Source organism: Dysgonomonas gadei ATCC BAA-286 (assembly GCF_000213555.1).
GTDB lineage: Bacteria > Bacteroidota > Bacteroidia > Bacteroidales > Dysgonomonadaceae > Dysgonomonas > Dysgonomonas gadei.
In genome coordinates, this window is sequence record NZ_GL891988.1 from 26,124 (window position 1) to 45,630 (window position 19,507).

A 19,507-nucleotide genomic window follows, 5' to 3' on the forward strand; every position below is an offset into this window, starting at 1 on the left:
ATATTATGAAAAAGAAATTCTTTTTAAATGCGATCTTTTTATCGTTATTCCTATTTGGTTGTAGCGATAAAGAAAATGAAGATGAGGACATAGGAGTTTCCTCTATAACGATCGAAAATGTAGATTCCAATAATGCTATATCGGTAAAAAAAGGTACAACATTACAATTGGAGGTAACAACAAATCCGCCTGTAAACGATGCTGCTCTTGTTTACGAAAGCGGATATACCGATGTGTTTTCCGTAGACCATAACGGAGTTGTAACAGCATTGAAAGAAGGTGAAGCAACCTTGACTATTAAATCGGCAAAAGACTTTAGTGTATTTATTACAGCTACTGTTGTTGTACCCAATGTGCCGATAGAATCTATTCAGATTAATAACCTGGCCAATGACACCATCGAATTAGAAGCTAACACGAAATATCAGTTGAAGGTGGATGTGTTGCCCGAAAACGCCACAGTTAAAACGCTTAATTACCAAAGTGGAAACAGTACTATATTTTCGGTTAGCGATAATGGCTTGATATTGGGTCTCGCAAAAGGCTGTGCCACACTCACAGTTAGTACAACAGATGGTAGTTCTATCTCGCAAAACTATATAGTGAAGGTGAAGAGAGCAAAAGTAAATTATATTGGAGGTACCGATATGATTGTACTAAAAGGTTCGCAAGTAGACATATCGGCAGGTCTCTCGTTCACACCAAGCACAGCAAGTCTCGAAGGCGTTGTTTTCAGCTCTTCCGATACAAATGTTGCCACAATTGATACAAATGGCATAGTTACCGGAATTTCACCCGGAGAAGTTACAATAACCATTAAAGCAACAGACGGAAGCGATGTGAGTGGTACCTGTAAGATAGCTGTTGGTGATGGATTTACTCCAATAGACCGAACAAACTTTACCGTGGCATGTTCCAGCGAAAAGGAATCGGATGGCGGTGGAAAGAATATGATTCTCAACGATGACTATGCCAAATATTGGCATAGCGAATGGGGACCCGATGCCGGGTTGCCTCATTGGTTACTGATAACAATGGACGACAATAAAACAATATCTAAAATAAAAATAGGAAGACGTAATAGTGGAAGTGTGAACACAGACACCAAAGTTGTAGAAATAGAAGGTAGTTTGGATGGAATAAAATATACAGCATTGGGCACAATAAATTTTGGAGATAACAACAACCATGTGCAGGATATGTCTATAGAGTTCTACCCTCAAGTATTTAAATATATAAAGCTGACTATTACCGAAAGCAACCGTCCTCCTTTTGCTAATCTGGCTTTATTTCAGCCCTATGTATTAGAATAAACACCATGTATTACTAAATTATAATACGTATGAAAATAAATAAAATAATCCGATTATTCATAGCTATCTCAATTGCAGTAGCTATATTCTCATGTTCCAGCGATAGCAACAAAAAAGATGAATATGATCCAAACAAGCCTGTTACCGTCAGCAAGTTTTTCCCTCAAACCGGAGGGATGGCAAGCAAATTAGTAATAGAAGGTAATAACTTCGGCTCAGATCCTTCGTCGATAAAAGTGTTCTTCAATCAAAAAGAGGCTGCCGTTGTCAGCGTCGAAAATGAAAGAATCTACTTGCTTGTTCCCCGATTACCAGGAAAAGATTGTGTTATTAAAGTTCAGATTGGCACACAAGAAGTCGAATTTGAAGACACGTTCAGTTATATAGAAAAATACGCTGTGACAACTATTGCCGGCCAACCCGGAACCTCCGAATTTAAAGAAGGAACATTGGCAACAGCCCAATTCGGAGATTTACAATATGTATCTGTAGATAAAGAGAACAATGTGTTTTTGGCACAACGTAAAGATGCTGGTCCTGCTGTTTGCGCCGTACTTAACGAAGCTACGGGCTTAGTAACCTACCTTTTCACCGGAACAGATAACCTGAATGTACCTACCGTAAACACTCAAACACAAGTAGTGTATGTTCCTTTAGATGCCGGCGATACATTCTATGAACTAAATCCCGCCAACCAATGGATTGCTAAAACGCGTCTCATACAACACCCATCGTCAGAGCAACAGGCGGCAGGAATGGTAGACTTTAGAAGCATAGACTGGAAGCACTCTTTTGCATTCAGCGACTATGATAATATGATATATACCCGTGCATATAGGGGTGACTTGATAAAGATTGATCCCGAAACACGTGTAGGACAATTAGTCGCATCTAACCTCGAAAGTGGCGACAGCTATTTGGTTGCCCATCCACTACGCCCCGAAATATTATACATCGCATACACTCAACGTCACTGTATATATACCTATAATTTAGCAACGAACGAACATTTATTATTTGCTGGAGCACCGGGTCAACCCGGATGGAGTGATGGACGTGTGAGCGATGCCGAATTTAACCTTCCGCGCCAGATGACCTTAGACTTGGAGGGAAACTTATATATAGCCGATGAAGGTAATCATTGTATAAGAATGATTGACAAAGATGGTATTGTTACCACACCTATCGGTCAGCCCGGACAAGAAGGATATATGGATGGAAGTCCTGAAATAGCTCTATTTAAAAAACCGAGAGGAGTTGCAGTCGATAAAAATGGAGATGTTTATATTGCAGACTATGGCAACAGATGTCTACGCAAATTAACACTACAATAACTTAATCTTTAACCTAATACATCGGAAATGAAGAAAATATTAATAATCATGATGTCAATAATGCTATCATCGCTATTATCTGCTGTATGCGCTCAAAATACATTGGAAATAAAAGGAGTAGTATATGATGAGTTTGACGAAACGGTTCCGAGTGCAACTGTCTTCCTAAAGGATCGTCCCGGAATAGGCACAACAACTGATACAAATGGACAATTTTCAATAAAGGCATCAGTCGGTGATGTTCTCCAAATTTCATATATCGGATACAACATTTATGAACATTTGGTAACCAAAAGTGAAAAAAATCTTGTCGTAAAACTGAAAGTAAAATCTTCGGATCTGACCGAAGTTGTTGTTACAGGGATGGGGGCGTCGCAACGAAAAATAAGTATTGTTGGTGCTGTTACAAACGTAGACGTTGATCAGTTGAAAGCGCCTGCAACATCAATCAACAATATGCTGGGAGGACGTGTTGCCGGTATAATATCACAACAAACCAGTGGTGAACCGGGTAAAAATACATCAGAATTTTGGGTGCGTGGGATAGGTACATTCGGTGCCAGCAGCAGTGCGTTGGTACTAATTGATGGATTAGAAGGGAATCTTTCCAATATAGACCCGTCCGATATAGAAAGTTTCTCTATCCTTAAAGATGCATCAGCCACTGCAGTATACGGAGTTAGAGGTGCAAACGGAGTTATTCTGGTTACGACTAAACGAGGTACTGTTGATAAACTGAATATAACGGCACGAGCCAATTTTACTGTGTCTCGATTGACAAGAATGCCCAATTATTTGCCAGCTTATGAATATGCTCAACTTGCAAACGAGGCCAAAGTTGTAAGAGGAGACCTGCCTCTGTATGATGATATGGCCATGTATGCCATCAAGCACAACCTCGATCCGGATATCTACCCAAATGTAGACTGGCGAAAAGAAACATTGAACAATACATCATTTCAGCAAACATATTATATAAGCGCAAGAGGCGGTGGCAGTCTGGCTAAATATTTTCTTAGCCTTGGAATGTCCGACGAGTCGGCAGCATACAAAATTGATAAGAATAGTAAATACAATAATGGCCTGGGATACAATACTTACAACTACCGTGCTAATATAGATATGAATTTGACGTCAACTACCAGCCTTTACTTTGGCGTAGATGGTTGGTTTAGCAATAAGACCGAACCGGGAAACTCCGACAGTAATGCTACCGATGCAATATGGGATGCACAAGCATTACTCACTCCACTTACAATACCAACCAAATATTCGACAGGCCAATTGCCGGCATACGGTACAGGCAATGCCTACTCGCCGTATGTGATGATAAACCATACAGGGAAAAAAGAAACCGAAAATAGTAATAACCAAATTACTCTAGCTTTGAGTCAAGATCTATCATTTATAACCGATGGATTAAAAGCTCGGGCGCAGGGTGCTTATACCCGAAATACAGAATATTGGGAGCGCCGGCATGTACTTCCCGAAATGTATTATGCTACAGGACGGTATACTAATGGCCAGTTGCAGCTAGTAAAAAAACAAGAGGAAGTAAAAGCTCAATTCTCAAATTATCAGAATCAATATACAAAATATCATTTTGAGGCAAATCTGAATTATGAGAAACTGTTTGGAGAGAAGCATCGTACATCGGCTCTGATTTACTATTACATGAGCTCTGAAAAAAATCTTTACGATATTGGAGCTGCCGATGACAACTTCAAAACAATGGCATCTATACCAAAACGCTATCAAGGGATATCGAGCAGGTTGACCTATGGCTTTGAGGATACTTATATGGTAGACCTGAATTTTGGATACACCGGCTCCGAAAACTTTCAGCCGGGACGCCAATTCGGGTTCTTCCCTTCCATTGCCTTAGGATGGATTCCGACGAATTATTCACTCATAAAAGATAACCTTAAATGGTTAAACTTCCTCAAAATTAGAGGATCATATGGTCTTGTGGGGAATGACAGAATTTCCAACAAGAGATTTCCATATCTCACTATAATGAATAGTGGAGCCAATATTGGATGGAATTCAAGCTCGTGGGGAAATATAGTAGGGGGTGGAATTACGGAGTTTATTGTAGGTGCCGATAACCTGAAGTGGGAAAAATCAAAAAAAATGGATATAGGTATCGAAGGAAAATTATTCAATAATAAGATTGATTTCGTGATTGACTACTTTGTAGATAGACGTGATGGAATATTCCAACAAAGAAGTCAGATACCTGATTTTGTAGGTCTGGTAAATTTACCCTATGGAAATGTGGGAAAGATGAAAAGTTGGGGGTCTGATGGAAATATCTCTTTCACTCAAAAACTGAATGAAAATATGTCATTTGTTATCAGAGGTAATTATACCCTGTCCAAAAATAATATAAGCAATTGGGAACAGGTTGAACAGAAGTATCAATATCAAAATTATAGCGGATGGCCATATCAAATACAAAGAGGATATATAGCTTTGGGGTTATTCCGCGACCAAGACGATATTAATAACAGTCCCATACAAACCTTTGGAAATTATGAACCCGGAGATATAAAATATAAAGATGTGAATGGAGATGGACGAATAGATTCGGATGACGAGGTCCCTCTAGCGTATGATAATTATCCAAGATTGATGTACGGTTTTGGAGGCGAGTTCAGGTATAAAAATCTTACGTTCGGGTTCCTGTTTAAAGGAATTGGAAAAAAAGACTTTTTCTATACATCAGAGTCTGACGGATTTGGCTATTATCCATTTTTGTACGGCGAGACAGGAAATGTACTGTCTATTGTAGCAGATCAAAAAAACAGATGGACTCCTGCCTCATATTCAGGCGACCCATCAACAGAGAACCCTAATGCTAGATTTCCACGACTTAGTTATGGTGGAAGTGCCAACAATACAAAAAAATCTACGTTCTGGAAAGCCAACGGACAATATATCAGACTTCAGGAAATTAGTATCAATTATAACCTTAAACTGAAAGAATTAAGTAAAATAGGTGTAAGCTCAATCGATTTACAATTGGTAGGCCAAGACCTTTATGTTTGGGATAAGATAGGTGGATTGTGGGATCCTGAACAGACAACTAAAAATGGACGGGCATATCCAATTCCTGCCAGATATTCATTTCAGATGTATATAAACTTCTAAATATGGCAAACATGAAAAATAAGATAAAGATTTTAGCTGTAAATCTATTCATCATATCATTGATGAGCTCTTGCGATTTTCTTAATGTAGAAGACAACTTTAAAGATACGCTGTCTTACGATTCGGTATTTGTAAGCAAAAGGAACATAGAGCGTTATCTCTGGGCTACAGCCGCCGAGTTTCCCGACGAAGGAAAAATATTATTCTACGGATATACCCCCGGACCCGTTGCGACAGATGAAGCTTTCACAACATTTAAATCCGACCAGTTTAAAGGAATGGCCTTTGTATTGGGCGAGGTAACCCCCGACAATCTACAAGGCCTCGGAAAATGGTCTGAGATGTATAAGATAATTAGAAAGGCCAATATTATATTTAATCGCATTGATGAGGCTAAGGATATGAACACCACAGACAAGTTCGAGATATTGGCTTACAACCGTTTTATGAGAGCCTATGCCTATTACAATTTGTTGATGGATTACGGGCCTCTTGTCATACTTGGCGATAAGGTACTTGACAGCAACGAGTCAGCCGAGTATTACAATACACACCGTTCGACATACGATGAGTCGATTGAGTATGTTTGTAACGAACTTGAAGCAGCGGCAGTACATCTTCCTCCTACAGTTGCCATCAGTCAATTCGGAAGACCTACTAAAGGTGCTGCCTATGGACTTATAGCTAGGCTACGCCTGCAACATGCCAGCCCATTATATAATGGAGGTACTGCGGCTAAAACATATTTTGGATCTTGGACAAGAAAAGTCGATGGAGCGCACTACGTATCGCAAGAATATCATGAAGACCGATGGGCATTGGCTGCCGCTGCAACAGCACGAATAATAAAAATGACACATCCTAAGTACGAGTTATATACCATAAAGAAAGATGCCAATACACCTCAACTTCCGGCTAATGTTCCAAATGCCGAATTCCCTTTAGGAGCAGGAGGTATAGACCATTTTAAGTCATATTCGGACATGTTTACCGGGGAAGCTATTCCTCAAACGAATCCCGAGTTTATTTGGGGCAGAATGTCCGATGGGGTAAAAGAAGTTACTCGCCATTCCTTTAATATCGAAATTATGGGAGGATGGAATGGTATGTGTATTACTCAGAAGGTTGTAGATAAATACCGTATGGTAGACGGAAGAACAATATCAAACTCCAGTGCACAATATCCATATTCGGAAGATGGAATGACGAGTACCGGCCGCAAAACATTTTCGGGCTATATCCTCAACAACGGAATAAGTAATATGTATGCTAATAGAGAGATGAGATTTTATGCATCTGTTGGATTTTCGAGACGCTTTTGGACTGCCAATTCAACAAGTGAAAGCAACCGTAAAAATCTTACCATAACGTATGATAGAGCGGGAAATTCGGGACGATACAGTGGCGAAAATATAGCCAACGACTATCCAAGTACCGGATATGTAATTACAAAATTTATTCACGAGTCTGATGCATGGAAAGGAGATGGATCGCAGCGGGTAGATAAACCATTTCCGATTATCCGTTATGCCGAGATACTTTTGGCACATGCCGAAGCCTTAAATAATTTGCAAGGTACTTATAATATAACGTTACCTGATGGATTTGAATATATTGCTTCTCGGAATACAAACGAGATAGCCGAAGCTTTCAATCAAGTACGTTATAGAGCGGGGTTACCAGGACTGACTACCGGAGAGCTTTCTGACCGAAATACAATACAAAGCTTGATAGAAGATGAACTCATGGTTGAATTTCTTTTCGAAAACCGTAGATATTATGATGTTCGCCGATGGGGTATATATGAAGAAACCGAGCGCGAACCTATTACCGGCATGGATGTAGAATCTACCGAGCCGGGATATTATAACAAGGTAATCGTTAATCATTCGCGTGTAAGGACCCGCGTTGTAAATAAAAGATTAGTGTACCTGCCTATTCCGAGGACTGAAATAAGAAAGGTACGAGACTTAGATCAAAATCCCGGATGGCCAAATTAAAAAATAAATGAGAATGAGAACAACAATAAAATATATAATAATTTCCTTACTGATAGTTTCGGTTGGAAGCTGCGACAGTGACGAAAAATTCGAAAAAGAACTATATGAAAAATATTTTTACATAGTGAGTGATAATGATCAGATACACAACCTGTTGTTTGATTTGAATAAGCAAACAGATACATGCAGTGTTTCCATAGCTTGTAGCGGTACAAAGTACATAGATACTGACACTCGGATAACACTTGAAAAAGATCATGATATATTAACAAAATATAATTATAGTAATTTTGACATCAATGAGGATAAATATGCTAAAGACATGGATGGTAATTCTTTTACAATGCCATCAATGACCGCTTTTTTACATAAAAATGATATTGATCCTTATACAACATTGCCTATAATTATCAAACAAGAAGTGTTGGATAAACTTTCTCCCGATTCTATTTATTTCATTCCGCTCAAAATAAGGGATGTATCCCATTATCAAATAAACGAGGCTAAAAATAATGTTTTGTGTCGTATCTATAAATATAATAAATACGCCAATACGCAAGAGACGACATTGTACACAATGAAGGGTTATCAGGTGTTGAATAATGGTAATACGGCCAGCATTAGCGGATCAAAGAATGTAGAACCGCTAAACCATAACAAAGTGAGGATGCTTGTGTCAAATACCAAATTTGTTGCCGATCTTAAGACTATTGCAAGGTATGCAATGACGGTTGAAGTGCAAAGTGATAACACGGTACGGATTGAGCCATATATGCCTGATTTAGGGACACTGGAAGTTCAACTGTTGACACCACCAAACAGTACTCAGGACGATTTCTTGTATCAGAATATATACGAGAGCAAAACGAAGCGTTTTCTATTGTATTACAAATACAGAACACGCGACAACAACACTGCCGCATGGTCTGAATGGATTACAATAAAAGAGGCAACAAAACGTCTCAGTACTGAATCGTAAAATTGAATAAATATTCTATTCTGAAATTATTCTACAAGTAGTATGTATCTTGTAATATATACTACTTGTAAACATTCTCAACCTATAAATTTTATATAAAATGAAAAATATATTATTGGTTCTCACACTTATCTTCTTATATTCGTGCAATGATGATAATGATATACCCAAGATTGCAGACAGATACATTCCCGAAGAAGTAGTCAAAGACGAAATAAATCCTGTGATAAATTTATCAGCCCAATTTATAAACGTCAATAATGACGCTCTTGTCACATGGCTGAATCCTGAAGATAAACATTTGTCTAAAATAGAGATTTCTTATCGATTAAAAGATGCGCCCGAATCAAGCAACACTTCGATTCAGATTGATGCATTACCATCTGTCGTATGTCGCGATACAATAAAAATTCCCGCCGGAGATGATTACATAGTATCACTTGTGGCCATCAATGAGATAGGAGCCCGTTCCGAAGCACGAATCACAGACATTGGAGCCTTTTACGATCCAAAAGACATTCCTCTCTTCCTAAACATGGCAGATACTTTGATGACCTCTGTTATAAAACTCTATTTTGGCGGAAAGTACGATGCATGGAATAGCAGCTATCCAAACGTCAACGGTCCATATTGGGACGGAATAGCAGCTGTGTGGGGACAAGGATCCGCTTTCTCGGGTTATACGAATATAAGGGAGGCGTCATTAAACTCAGCTATAGAGCAAAAGTATACAAACTATGATGATAGGTTCCTCTATTCTATCAATAAATTCCGCAATAAAAAAGGAGGTCGTGCCGAAGCTTACGGGACTTATATAGGCGATAATGATGAACGTTTTTATGACGACAATGTTTGGATAGGTATAGATATGGTAAATTTATATGAACAAACCGGTAAAAAAGAATATCTAGACAATGCCGAAATGGTATGGCGTTTTTTACTACAAGGAACAGACAATATAATGGGTGGAGGAATATATTGGAAAGAAGATTCTCAATCCAAGCATACCTGCTCTACTGCTCCGGCAGCAGTAATGGCTGCAAGATTATATTTGCAGACAAATGACGAATCTTATCTGAAAAGCGCAAAAGAATTATATAGCTGGTGTAAAACGGTTTTACAAGATCCGTCTGACTATTTGTATTGGGATAATGCGAGGCTGAATGATCCGAATGATCCAAATTCGGGCTTGCAAGTCGAAACATCAAAATATTCATACAACTCCGGACAACCTATGCAAGCAGCAGCATTATTATATAAAATAACCAAAGATCCACAGTATCTTACAGATGCGCAGAACATAGCTGAAGCTTCTTACAATAGATTTTTCAAGGATTACTATTCGGCTGCGCTTGGTCAAAACTTTAAAATAGTAGAATCGTCTCATGTTTGGTTTAATGCAATACTATTTCGAGGTTTTGTTGAGTTATATAAAATAGATAATAATAACAAATATGTAACATCATATGCTAAGACAATGCAACACGTTTGGAAAACAAGCCGCAATACCAACACTAATTTGTTGAATGAGGACTATTGTGACGGAAATGGCCAATCGTCCTGGGATATATTACAACAAGGTGCTTTTGTTGAAATACTATCGGTATTAGGACAGTTAGAGCGTCAAGGACTATTATAAATATATTACACAATCAATCTTGTAACTTCTAACGGAATATAAATTATGACAAAAATAGCGAACCATTTTTCATTACTATTAATAATATTACTGATTTTTCCTGCAAAAATATTTTCTCAAAGTTTCAATCCTAAAAAACTGTATCAAATAATCAGTCCATCTGGATTGGCCGTAGACAATATGCAAAGTGACGAAAACGAGTCTCGTATCTATCTTTCCAAAAGACAAAAAGATAATAAGGGACAGCTATGGAGAATAGTGCGTCTACCCAATGGGAGCTATATAATAGAAAATCCGTTTGCAAAAAAGAGTATAGACAATTTTAACAATATAGCTACAGAACATGGCAATGAAGTCATACAATGGGAGACAGATATGGGCAATCCCAATCAACAATGGCAAATAACAGCTTCAGGAATGGGTAGTTTTACTATAACACAACACAAAAGTAAAATGAATCTGGCTTTGAATGGAGAAGAAAAATCTGCCGCTAAACTTTTCCAGATGCCTAATACATCTCAGCTGTGGACAATTGTAGAAACATCCGTAAATGCACCAAAAGAAAAAATAGTAAGAGGGAAAACAGAATGGGAGAACGAACTGATATTTGCCGTAAATAAAGAAAAAGGTCATAGCACGTACATTGTTTATCCGAATACTACAAGCCTGAAAGCCGATAAATATTACGAAACTCCGTGGCTAGAACCAACTTCGGAATACTATCAATCGTTAGACGGTTTGTGGAAATTTAACTGGGTTAAACAGCCTTCCGATAGGCCGATAAACTTTTATAAAACAAGTTATGATGTGTCATCGTGGAAAGAAATACAAGTTCCATCTTGTTGGGAAAGTCTTGGATACGGAACCATCTTATATACAAATTATACATACCCCTTTAAAAAGAATCCTCCACTTATTCAGACTGTAAAAGGATATACTATCGAAAAGGAGCCAAATCCTGTGGGATCGTATCGAAAAGAATTTATTATTCCCGACAATTGGAACAATAAAGAGGTAATACTCCATTTCGATGGTGTGTATAGTGGCATGTATGTGTGGATAAACGGGCAGAAAGTTGGATATAGCGAAGGTGCAAACAACGATGCCGAGTTTAATATTACTCCATATATAGCAAATGGTAAAAATACCCTTGCCGTGGAAGTATATAAATGGACAGACGGTAGCTATATCGAAGATCAAGATATGTTTCGTTTTGGAGGTATTCATCGCAGTGTATATTTATATGCTACTCCCAAAACGCATATAAGGGATTATTTCTTGAAATCGGAATTTAATGGAGACGATTTTAATACATCTATTTTTAAAGTAGAAGCTGTCATTCGCAACTATGATAATAAGACATCTATTCCGCTCACACTCGGTATAGACCTCCTTGACAATAAAGGTAAAATAGTGTCATCATTAACAAAGAAAATTCAGCCCATCAACAAAGTTCAGGAAGTAAAAATAGACCTTGCTACGGATATAAAGAAACCTGTCTTATGGTCGGCCGAAAAACCAAATCTTTATAGTGTTATATTATCGTTAAAAGACGAGACGGGCAAAGAACTGGAAGCCATGTCCTCTAAATTCGGATTCCGAAAAGTTGAAATCAAGAACAAACGTGTCTATATAAACGGAGAGCAGGTCTTCTTTAAAGGTGTTAACAGGCACGATACTCATCCAAAGTTTGGAAAGACCATTCCGGTAGAATTAATGGAGAAAGACGTTCTGATGATGAAGCAGAATAACATAAACACAATACGAACAAGTCATTACCCTAACAGTTCTAAGATGTATGCCATGTTCGATTTTTATGGTTTATACGTGATGGATGAAGCCGATCTCGAAAATCATGGTGATATGTCCATAAGCAACAAAGCTTCTTGGGTAGATGCATATGTAGATAGAATAGAGCGAGTTATAGAGCGAGACAAAAATCATCCTTCTGTCGTATTCTGGTCGTTGGGTAATGAAGCTGGAGGAGGCAACAATTTCTGGGCAATGCGTGAACGAGCAAAAGAACTAGATCCATCCAGACCTATTCATTATGAAGGAAAAAACGAGGTAGCAGATATTGATTCTCATATGTATCCGTCTATTGACAGGATGAGAACCTTTGATATGGAAAACTCGGAAAAGCCCTACTTTTTGTGCGAATATGTTCATTCGATGGGTAATGCAATGGGTAATCTGTCCGAGTATTGGGAATACATAGAAAACAACTCACAGCGTATGATTGGAGCTTGTGTATGGGACTGGGCCGATCAGGTCCATAACAAAATTGGTGAGCCCGATAATCGTTATTACTATGGAGGTGACTTTGGAGATAAACCGAACGATGGTGATTTCTCTTGTAATGGACTGACGACTGCCGATCGCCGGATAACAGCAAAGCTAATAGAGTTGAAAAGAATTTATCAATATATCAAATTTAAACCTATTGCCCTTGATGCGGGAAAGGTAGAGATTGAAAACAAATATGATTTCCTTGATCTTAACGAATTTGATGTTTTATGGGAAGTTTTAGAAGACGGAATTGTTATTGAATCGGCAGCTATGCCAACAATAAATCTTGCTCCTAATGCAAAAACAGTCATAGATATACCTTTCAAGCGAAACTATATCCCCGGTAAGGAATATTTTTTGAATATAAAAGCCGTTCTGAAAGACAAAACTTCATGGGCTGACAAGGGGCATTCCATAGCTTCAACACAGTTTGCATTAACCCAACGTCCCAATATATCGCTCGTTGCTGCGGAATCGCTGCCCGAATTGACGGCTACAATTTCGGTAGGAGAATTGACTATATCTGGCCGAGATTTCAATATCGTATTCGATACTTCAACGGGAAAGATGATTTTGATGAACTATAAAAACACAGAGTACATACATAATAAAAAAGGATTGGACTTAAATTGGTATCGAAGTGTGAATAATGACCAGTTTACGGACCAAAATTACTACCAAACAACTACTGATAAACCGATATTCAACTTTGCGGTTGCCGACAACAATAAATCGGTAACTATTATAAGTGACTATGTGACACAAATTGAGAGCCAAAATCCGATAAAGATGCCATATCTTATTAAATATATCGTTTATGGAAATGGAACAATAGATGTGGAATCCAGTTTCACAAAGCCGTCCGATGGTTCTATTATACGTCGTTTGGGACTCCAGATGCAATTGCCCGAAGGATTTGACCAAATTAAATATTACGGAAAAGGCCCTCATGAGAATTATACAGATCGAATTAAATCGGCCGATGTGGGATTGTATGCAACAACGGCATTGGATATGGAAAGCGAGCATTATATGAGAGCTCAAAGTATGGGTAATAGAGAAGGCATACGCTGGATTGAGATAAAGGATAATAATAACCATGGGTTAAAGATTACCTCGAAAGATAGGTTAGCCTTCAGTGCTTTACATTTTACGGACAAAGCCGTTTGGGAGGCTAAGCATGATTTTAATCTGGAGAAGATTCGTCAGCCGCAGATTTATCTAAATCTCGATTGCATACAACAAGGGCTGGGCAATGCTACTTGTGGCCCTAACCCATTGGATGAATATATGATCCCTATCAATGCACCGTTAAATTACTCTTTTAGAATTGAAGTAATAAAATAATATTGAGAAACTGCTTTCATTTGATAACCAAGGGGCTGTCCAAAATGTTGGACAAGCCCCTTTTTCTATGCTTTTTCTTTGGGTCTGTATCTGAGACTAGTTTCAAATATCAATTCTCAGGGAGATAAAAATATTTTTGAGACAGCTCCTTGGTTATTTGAATTATTTAAGCCCCCTCGCTTTCTTCACTTTCGGAATGATAATCTGCTTTTTGACTTCCGCTTTTTCCTCCTTTGGCAATCGCGGATCTCTAAATGACTCCTTATATTCTGTGTCCGTTTTATTGGTTTTCCAGAGAAACGGATATGCAAACCCACCACCATACCATTTAACTTTGGCTTTTGCTATAAAGCCACTTTCGACAAGAATTTTATCTCGGATACGCATTTCATACTTTCCATATTTGATAAACTCATCCGGATTTTTGCTGCTAAAAAAGACCTTATTCTTTTCATCGTTCAAAAATATATAAGCCGAGAATTGACTACTATTATCTTTCTGCATCATATTTTCGAGATAAATAAAGCCTCCTTCTTGCAATGTTTGCCATTGTTCCGATGACAATTCCACACCTCTGATAGATGGGTTTTTCAGTTTTTGTTCGACTTCCTGTCTCGCTTTATTGTCCGTTTCCAGTTTGGCTTTCTGCTCTTCCTGTTCTCTCAATTGTTCCTCTAATCCTCGTTTTTTTGCTTCTTCAACATTCCTGTCAAATGCTTTTTTTAGATTTCCGAAGCTGAATTTCCTATCAATCTCCGAGCCTTTAAAGCACACATTGTCGTATCGGAATGACACACCTTCAACCTCTCTGGTTGTCCGCTTTAGTTTATATTCGAGCTCAATCCCGAACTTTTGGAGGGCAAATCGCAAATCAGCCGGATGTTTGCAATCAGGCAAAACTGATTTTATCGCATCATAAATATAGTATTTTGCCCTGTCCGGATTGTTGAGCTTCTCCCGTTTGACATTCTCTTTTCCCTTGCCATAAGTCAGATCGTATTTGTCTTTTAGCTTCTTACAGGTCTTGATATTCCGCTTGTAATCGTGATTGACAGAAATTAATTTCAAGTCGTTATCGATACGGTTATACACAATATGCAAGTGGTCATTATCCGTATTGTGATGTCGGACAATGATATATTGGGTATTTTTGATTCCCATTTCCTGCATATATTCTTTGGCTAATTGCACCATAAAATCATCAGTCATCCTGTGTTTATCTTCGGGAGAAAAGGATATCGGAATATGCCCGACAGGCTGTTTTATCTCCTTTCTGCCTGAGCGTTGCATGGCAAAGCTTCGGATCATGCTTTGGGTACTATTCGCAAATACACCTTCGGCTTCGAGCAGTTCGGCTGTATCATTCATTACATAATTGACACAGCCTTTAAATGACTTTCCCTTAATGTTTTTAGCGATCATCTACCAATTGTTTAAAGTATTCAACCATTCCCATCGTTTCTGAATAGACATCTCTAAACCCTGCTATATTGGCTCGTCTTGCAATCTGATTCAGATTATTTGCCATACCTGCCAATTGTCGGATCAGGTCTAATTCTTCCAGAGTAAAACGAGATCTGATACTGCCATTTAATGTTAATTCACGGGCATATTGAGTCGGACTCATCCCCAATATCTCAGCTTTTTCCTTCACCGAATTATAATCCTTTGGGGTCAGTTTTAGATTGATCGGAACGCTCAATTTGTTTTCTCCCTTTACAGGTCTTCCGCCTTTCGGTTTATTCTTTCTCTTATTTTCCATAGCCTTTACATTTTGGGTTTGGAAAATTCGAGTGTATTTGGACACTCGGGCGAGACGAAACGAAAGCGACCATCGGGAGATGAAGTATAGTCTCGCTCCACAGCTCCATCAGTCATGTGACCATCGGGAGCATACTGTATGGGGCTGAGCCCCCTGCAAGGGCAAGGTAGTTTCGGAAGTAATTCAAAAGGATGCGCAGCGAGTTTTGGGTTACCCGAAAGATTACCTTGCTCCTTTGACAACGAGAAAAAAATAAAGAGGCGGTAGTCTCTTTGTTTTTTGATCCGGTGGCAACATTTTCACTCCGAAGTGAGTGCCTTATCGAAAGCTTCGAAACTTGCAATACTATCAATATATTGCCTATTGCTCTTCATGGGTAGGTAGAGCAGTTTGGTTGAATGGGTTTAATAAATATTCTCATTTTACTATATATTTAGGGGCATCCAACATGGATACAGACACAAATATATATTATAATTATTGTAGTTATATCATTGATAATTTGATAGGTATAACTTTGCTTTACCTTACATTTATTTGCTACCCACATTACCAATCTAAAGCAACTTTAGCTACTTCTGTTAGTAATATGGGTAATATTACTTCGGAAATAATTATCTTTAGACTATGTATGAGTTTGAAGAACAGTTGGATTATGACAGCAATATTCCCGAAGCATTTCGGGAGGTACAGATATGTTTAGATAGTTTTGTGGAAATAAACTATGAAACGGCTCTGGGTTTGGTCATAGGTATGAAGCCTACCAATGATGATATTATTCATTATCGGGGAAAGATATTGGACATTATCCGCAATAATCCTCCATTGGTAAGTATTCCAAGATATTTGCGTGACGGACGGGAAGACTATCTTTGGTACAGTGATTTCTATGATGATATTACAAAAGATGTCTATCGGAAGTACAGAGGATTTGTTAAACCTGCGAATAATATAACATCTGGCAACTATACCGAAGAACTAACAAAAATAGATTTACCTTACTTTAAAGAGTTGGTAGACCTTGTAAGTTTGGAACGCTTGTGTATAAAATATGAGAAATTATTTCCAACTCCCTCAAAAGATACTCCCAAAGAGAATATTACTCAGGAAAAGTTGCCAACCCCTAAAAGCAATATAGTCAAGGAGACTAAAGTTAAACCCAAAGTTACCAAACGTTCTTACCAACCCAAACTGAATAAAGAACAATATACATTATTAGCAGACTGCATAGAAAAGATTAGGTTGTTTCGCCTAAAAATAAAAGTTTCTGAATTAAAGAAGTTATTATCCGGTAAATTATCAGAGCCACTACAGGTTACCAACCAAAAATCATTAGTTTATCTTTTTGACCAGCTGATGGATTCCGGTTATATCAAATATACATGGGTATCTGTTGCCGATGGTAATAAAGACTTTATATCTTTCCGGACTGAGGGCAATAAAGAAAGATACGGAGATAATACACACTACATCAATATGCAACAACTGCTCAATTGTCGTAATCGAAATAAGAAAGAGCGTATTACCGGACTTGAAAATATAGACGACCTGATAGAAGAATTAAGGGAGTACAACCCTGAATAGTTAAAAAATATTATTTGCCATTTTTAACCATAAATATTCCTATTACTTACCAATCTTGCATGATTATCTGAATATCAGCTGATTGATATTTATATGCGATTTGATAATTTCAATCAAATTTGCCTTTCTTGATTATATACCTCAACCGATATGTATTGACAATCAATACCATACTGCCCTAACCTGTTAGGTAAAGCTGTTATGCAAACAGCGTGGGCATCAGTAAGTCGATAATTTTGTTCCTGATTTCGGAAGCATCGATATACTATGTCGTATATCTATTATTCTCCGGGAGTGCATAGTTATGTATAGAGCCAATAAATCCAATCGTATCAGGGATGTTTGAGTGAGTTTATGTTTGTAAGTGTTAGTATGCACTATTAACACACTTACATTTATTAAATCACTAAACATTATTATTCACATTTAAAAATAAACCCAGTATGAGTGACGGACTTGAAAATACTAAATCAGAAACAGAAAAAAATGATATATCCGAAATAATTGAAGATAGTACATGAATGCCAACTTCTGCCAAGGCAAAAGCTGGCCGTAAGAAAGATGAGGAAGACTATGCCCGACGTTTTCTGACAGCACAGAAAGTTAAGGACTATACCCCGGTATATATTGATGTGCGAATGAAAGAAAAGCTACAGACACTTGTTGCCTCCTTACAGCATATCGTTCCGGATATTACCCCGACTATCCTGTTGTCGAATATTCTTGCTGACCATCTATCGGTAAACAGAGAATTAATTACCCGTGCCGCCAATGAAGGCTTAAAGCGTTCGCTGGCAAGTACGTTTAACAGTGATAAGGAACAGAAGTAAAAAGTAAAACTTAAAAATGGCTAAAGCTTAAAACTATGGAGATTGTATGTATTGACCTGTTAGCATGGGAGAGGCTCAAGCAACAGATAGGCAGATTGAAATTTGAAGTAAGTGCATTGAAAGAACTATATTGTTCCAATCCCCGTGACGGCTGAATGGACTCGGCAGATGTCTGTCGTGCTCTGGGTATATCCAAACGTACCTTGCAAACATGGCGTAATAATGGAAAGATTCCGTATGCTATGTTGGGCGGCAAGGTGTATTTTAAAGAGTCGGATATTAATGACTTGCTTTTGGCAGAGATAAAACCTGCAAAGGAATAGCCTTATGGATAAGTATATCAATTTTGACTCCGAGGAGTTCAAGGAACTCCAAGGGCAGATAGAGCAGGCTTTGGAGGATGCGCAGAGTGTTCACGATAGGCATCGCCCGACATTGTCGGACAACCGTTATCTGAGTGGGGAAGAAGTGATGGAGTATCTCCATATCTCACCCCGGACACTTCAAACCCTGCGGGATAAGCGGATGATTTGTCATACAACTATCGGTGGTAAGATACTCTATCCCGAGAAGGAATTACAGCAAGTTTTGTATGATAACTACCGCTCACCCGAATTGCCATTCTAAGGCGGGAATGGAGGGAAACAAAACATTTTTTTCTTTTTTACCTGCTAAACATTCTTTTTACAGGAAGAAGGATAAATCAGACAAACCTTTTCCTGAAAGGAAAACCCGTCAGGGCATAGGGTTTGGCGTTTTATTCTCTTCCTGTTATTTTGTGGGCAGATAAATAAGAAACTATTAGTAAGGAATCATATTTTTATTTACACATTGCAGGACAAAACAATAGCAATCAATTTTTTTATATTTAAGTCGGTCAAAACCGGCAAATTGGATATAAATACTTATTTTTGTTATGTCATTGTGATATTCATATTTAAGATATACCTATGTGGTCCGATTGGAAAGAACGAATCAAACTTGAACCGAAAGTAAGGCACAGCCTGCTGTGGGAATATGATCTTACCGGTTTCGACTGGCAATATATGCGGGCTCTGGTTGTCGAACGTGTTATTGAAAGAGGCCGGGATGAGGATTATTATGCCATGTTTGCTCTTTATGGAGGCATAGAGGGAGTAAAACAGATCATACAGGATGAAGTATTGAACCTTTCCGATAAAGATATTGCTTTTGTTTGTACTGCTTTTAATTTAAAGAAGGAGGAACTCAAATGTTACATACGCAAACAGTCGAGGCAGGCACTTATGCACTCTTAA

At 38.2% G+C, this 19,507-nt stretch carries 15 protein-coding genes; 12 read left to right on the forward strand and 3 right to left on the reverse strand.

The genetic code is table 11. The features are described 5' to 3' along the window. Nucleotides 1-5: 5 nt before the first annotated feature. From HMPREF9455_RS16585 to HMPREF9455_RS16615, 7 genes are all read left to right on the forward strand, one after another. Nucleotides 6-1,313 (forward strand): Ig-like domain-containing protein, encoded by a 1,308-nt coding sequence (locus tag HMPREF9455_RS16585; protein ID WP_006800894.1) that lies wholly within the window; start codon nt 6-8, stop codon nt 1,311-1,313. A gap of 29 nt (nt 1,314-1,342) precedes the next feature. Then, nucleotides 1,343-2,647 (forward strand): IPT/TIG domain-containing protein, encoded by a 1,305-nt coding sequence (locus tag HMPREF9455_RS16590; RefSeq protein WP_006800895.1) that lies wholly within the window; start codon nt 1,343-1,345, stop codon nt 2,645-2,647. A 27-nt stretch (nt 2,648-2,674) separates the two neighbouring features. After that, nucleotides 2,675-5,800 carry a SusC/RagA family TonB-linked outer membrane protein gene (locus HMPREF9455_RS16595; protein ID WP_006800896.1) on the forward strand — a complete coding sequence of 1,042 codons (3,126 nt, stop codon included), beginning with the start codon at nt 2,675-2,677 and terminating at the stop codon, nt 5,798-5,800. A gap of 11 nt (nt 5,801-5,811) precedes the next feature. Beyond that, complete coding sequence (locus tag HMPREF9455_RS16600) at nt 5,812-7,800, forward strand: RagB/SusD family nutrient uptake outer membrane protein (protein ID WP_006800897.1); 1,989 nt, start codon at nt 5,812-5,814, stop codon at nt 7,798-7,800. Between the two features lie 13 nt (nt 7,801-7,813). Beyond that, entirely contained in the window at nt 7,814-8,779 is a 966-nt protein-coding gene (locus HMPREF9455_RS16605) for a BT_3044 domain-containing protein (protein ID WP_006800898.1), read from the forward strand. Between the two features lie 100 nt (nt 8,780-8,879). Next, nucleotides 8,880-10,418, forward strand: a complete 1,539-nt coding sequence (locus tag HMPREF9455_RS16610; RefSeq protein ID WP_006800899.1) for a glycoside hydrolase family 76 protein — start codon at nt 8,880-8,882, stop codon at nt 10,416-10,418. A gap of 45 nt (nt 10,419-10,463) precedes the next feature. After that, nucleotides 10,464-14,054 carry a glycoside hydrolase family 2 TIM barrel-domain containing protein gene (locus tag HMPREF9455_RS16615; protein WP_006800900.1) on the forward strand — a complete coding sequence of 1,197 codons (3,591 nt, stop codon included), beginning with the start codon at nt 10,464-10,466 and terminating at the stop codon, nt 14,052-14,054. 162 nt (nt 14,055-14,216) lie between these two features. Here the strand turns inward: HMPREF9455_RS16615 and HMPREF9455_RS20820 are convergent, their stop codons facing one another. From HMPREF9455_RS20820 to HMPREF9455_RS21445, 3 genes are read right to left on the reverse strand one after another with little or no spacing between them, the layout of a single operon-like run. After that, nucleotides 14,217-15,476 (reverse strand): relaxase/mobilization nuclease domain-containing protein, encoded by a 1,260-nt coding sequence (locus HMPREF9455_RS20820; protein WP_006800901.1) that lies wholly within the window; start codon nt 15,474-15,476, stop codon nt 14,217-14,219. Next, nucleotides 15,466-15,816 (reverse strand): MobC family plasmid mobilization relaxosome protein, encoded by a 351-nt coding sequence (locus HMPREF9455_RS16625; protein ID WP_006800902.1) that lies wholly within the window; start codon nt 15,814-15,816, stop codon nt 15,466-15,468. Before HMPREF9455_RS16625 ends, HMPREF9455_RS20820 begins: the two co-directional genes overlap by 11 nt. 5 nt (nt 15,817-15,821) lie before the next feature. Continuing rightward, nucleotides 15,822-16,058 carry a hypothetical protein gene (locus HMPREF9455_RS21445; protein ID WP_148401916.1) on the reverse strand — a complete coding sequence of 79 codons (237 nt, stop codon included), beginning with the start codon at nt 16,056-16,058 and terminating at the stop codon, nt 15,822-15,824. Nucleotides 16,059-16,443: 385 nt separating this feature from the next. Here HMPREF9455_RS21445 and HMPREF9455_RS16630 point away from each other — a divergent pair, with 385 nt between their 5' ends. The 5 genes from HMPREF9455_RS16630 to HMPREF9455_RS16650 all read left to right on the forward strand — a co-directional run bounded on the left by HMPREF9455_RS16630 (nt 16,444) and on the right by HMPREF9455_RS16650 (nt 19,507). Further along, the gene (locus HMPREF9455_RS16630) at nt 16,444-17,400 is read left to right on the forward strand and encodes a hypothetical protein (RefSeq protein ID WP_006800903.1); all 957 of its coding nucleotides are present in this window, start codon (nt 16,444-16,446) and stop codon (nt 17,398-17,400) included. A gap of 521 nt (nt 17,401-17,921) precedes the next feature. After that, nucleotides 17,922-18,230, forward strand: a complete 309-nt coding sequence (locus tag HMPREF9455_RS16635) for a DUF3408 domain-containing protein (RefSeq protein ID WP_006800904.1) — start codon at nt 17,922-17,924, stop codon at nt 18,228-18,230. 155 nt (nt 18,231-18,385) lie between these two features. Next, complete coding sequence (locus HMPREF9455_RS21155; RefSeq protein ID WP_006800906.1) at nt 18,386-18,553, forward strand: helix-turn-helix domain-containing protein; 168 nt, start codon at nt 18,386-18,388, stop codon at nt 18,551-18,553. A 4-nt stretch (nt 18,554-18,557) separates the two neighbouring features. After that, nucleotides 18,558-18,857, forward strand: coding sequence for a helix-turn-helix domain-containing protein (locus HMPREF9455_RS16645; RefSeq protein ID WP_006800907.1), 300 nt, complete (start codon nt 18,558-18,560; stop codon nt 18,855-18,857). Between the two features lie 323 nt (nt 18,858-19,180). After that, nucleotides 19,181-19,507 (forward strand): DUF6922 domain-containing protein, encoded by a 327-nt coding sequence (locus HMPREF9455_RS16650; RefSeq protein ID WP_006800908.1) that lies wholly within the window; start codon nt 19,181-19,183, stop codon nt 19,505-19,507.

Bases quoted from the DNA above. Each gene is read 5' to 3' on its own strand.
- HMPREF9455_RS16635 (WP_006800904.1), top strand. From the start codon at position 17,922: ATGCCAACTTCTGCCAAGGCAAAAGCTGGCCGTAAGAAAGATGAGGAA.
- HMPREF9455_RS16590 (WP_006800895.1), top strand. From the start codon at position 1,343: ATGAAAATAAATAAAATAATCCGATTATTCATAGCTATCTCAATTGCA.
- HMPREF9455_RS16610 (WP_006800899.1), top strand. From the start codon at position 8,880: ATGAAAAATATATTATTGGTTCTCACACTTATCTTCTTATATTCGTGC.
- HMPREF9455_RS20820 (WP_006800901.1), bottom strand. From the start codon at position 15,476: ATGATCGCTAAAAACATTAAGGGAAAGTCATTTAAAGGCTGTGTCAAT.
- HMPREF9455_RS16605 (WP_006800898.1), top strand. From the start codon at position 7,814: ATGAGAACAACAATAAAATATATAATAATTTCCTTACTGATAGTTTCG.
- HMPREF9455_RS16585 (WP_006800894.1), top strand. From the start codon at position 6: ATGAAAAAGAAATTCTTTTTAAATGCGATCTTTTTATCGTTATTCCTA.
- HMPREF9455_RS16645 (WP_006800907.1), top strand. From the start codon at position 18,558: ATGGATAAGTATATCAATTTTGACTCCGAGGAGTTCAAGGAACTCCAA.
- HMPREF9455_RS21155 (WP_006800906.1), top strand. From the start codon at position 18,386: ATGGACTCGGCAGATGTCTGTCGTGCTCTGGGTATATCCAAACGTACC.
- HMPREF9455_RS16595 (WP_006800896.1), top strand. From the start codon at position 2,675: ATGAAGAAAATATTAATAATCATGATGTCAATAATGCTATCATCGCTA.
- HMPREF9455_RS16625 (WP_006800902.1), bottom strand. From the start codon at position 15,816: ATGGAAAATAAGAGAAAGAATAAACCGAAAGGCGGAAGACCTGTAAAG.
- HMPREF9455_RS16615 (WP_006800900.1), top strand. From the start codon at position 10,464: ATGACAAAAATAGCGAACCATTTTTCATTACTATTAATAATATTACTG.
- HMPREF9455_RS16650 (WP_006800908.1), top strand. From the start codon at position 19,181: ATGTGGTCCGATTGGAAAGAACGAATCAAACTTGAACCGAAAGTAAGG.
- HMPREF9455_RS16600 (WP_006800897.1), top strand. From the start codon at position 5,812: ATGAAAAATAAGATAAAGATTTTAGCTGTAAATCTATTCATCATATCA.
- HMPREF9455_RS16630 (WP_006800903.1), top strand. From the start codon at position 16,444: ATGTATGAGTTTGAAGAACAGTTGGATTATGACAGCAATATTCCCGAA.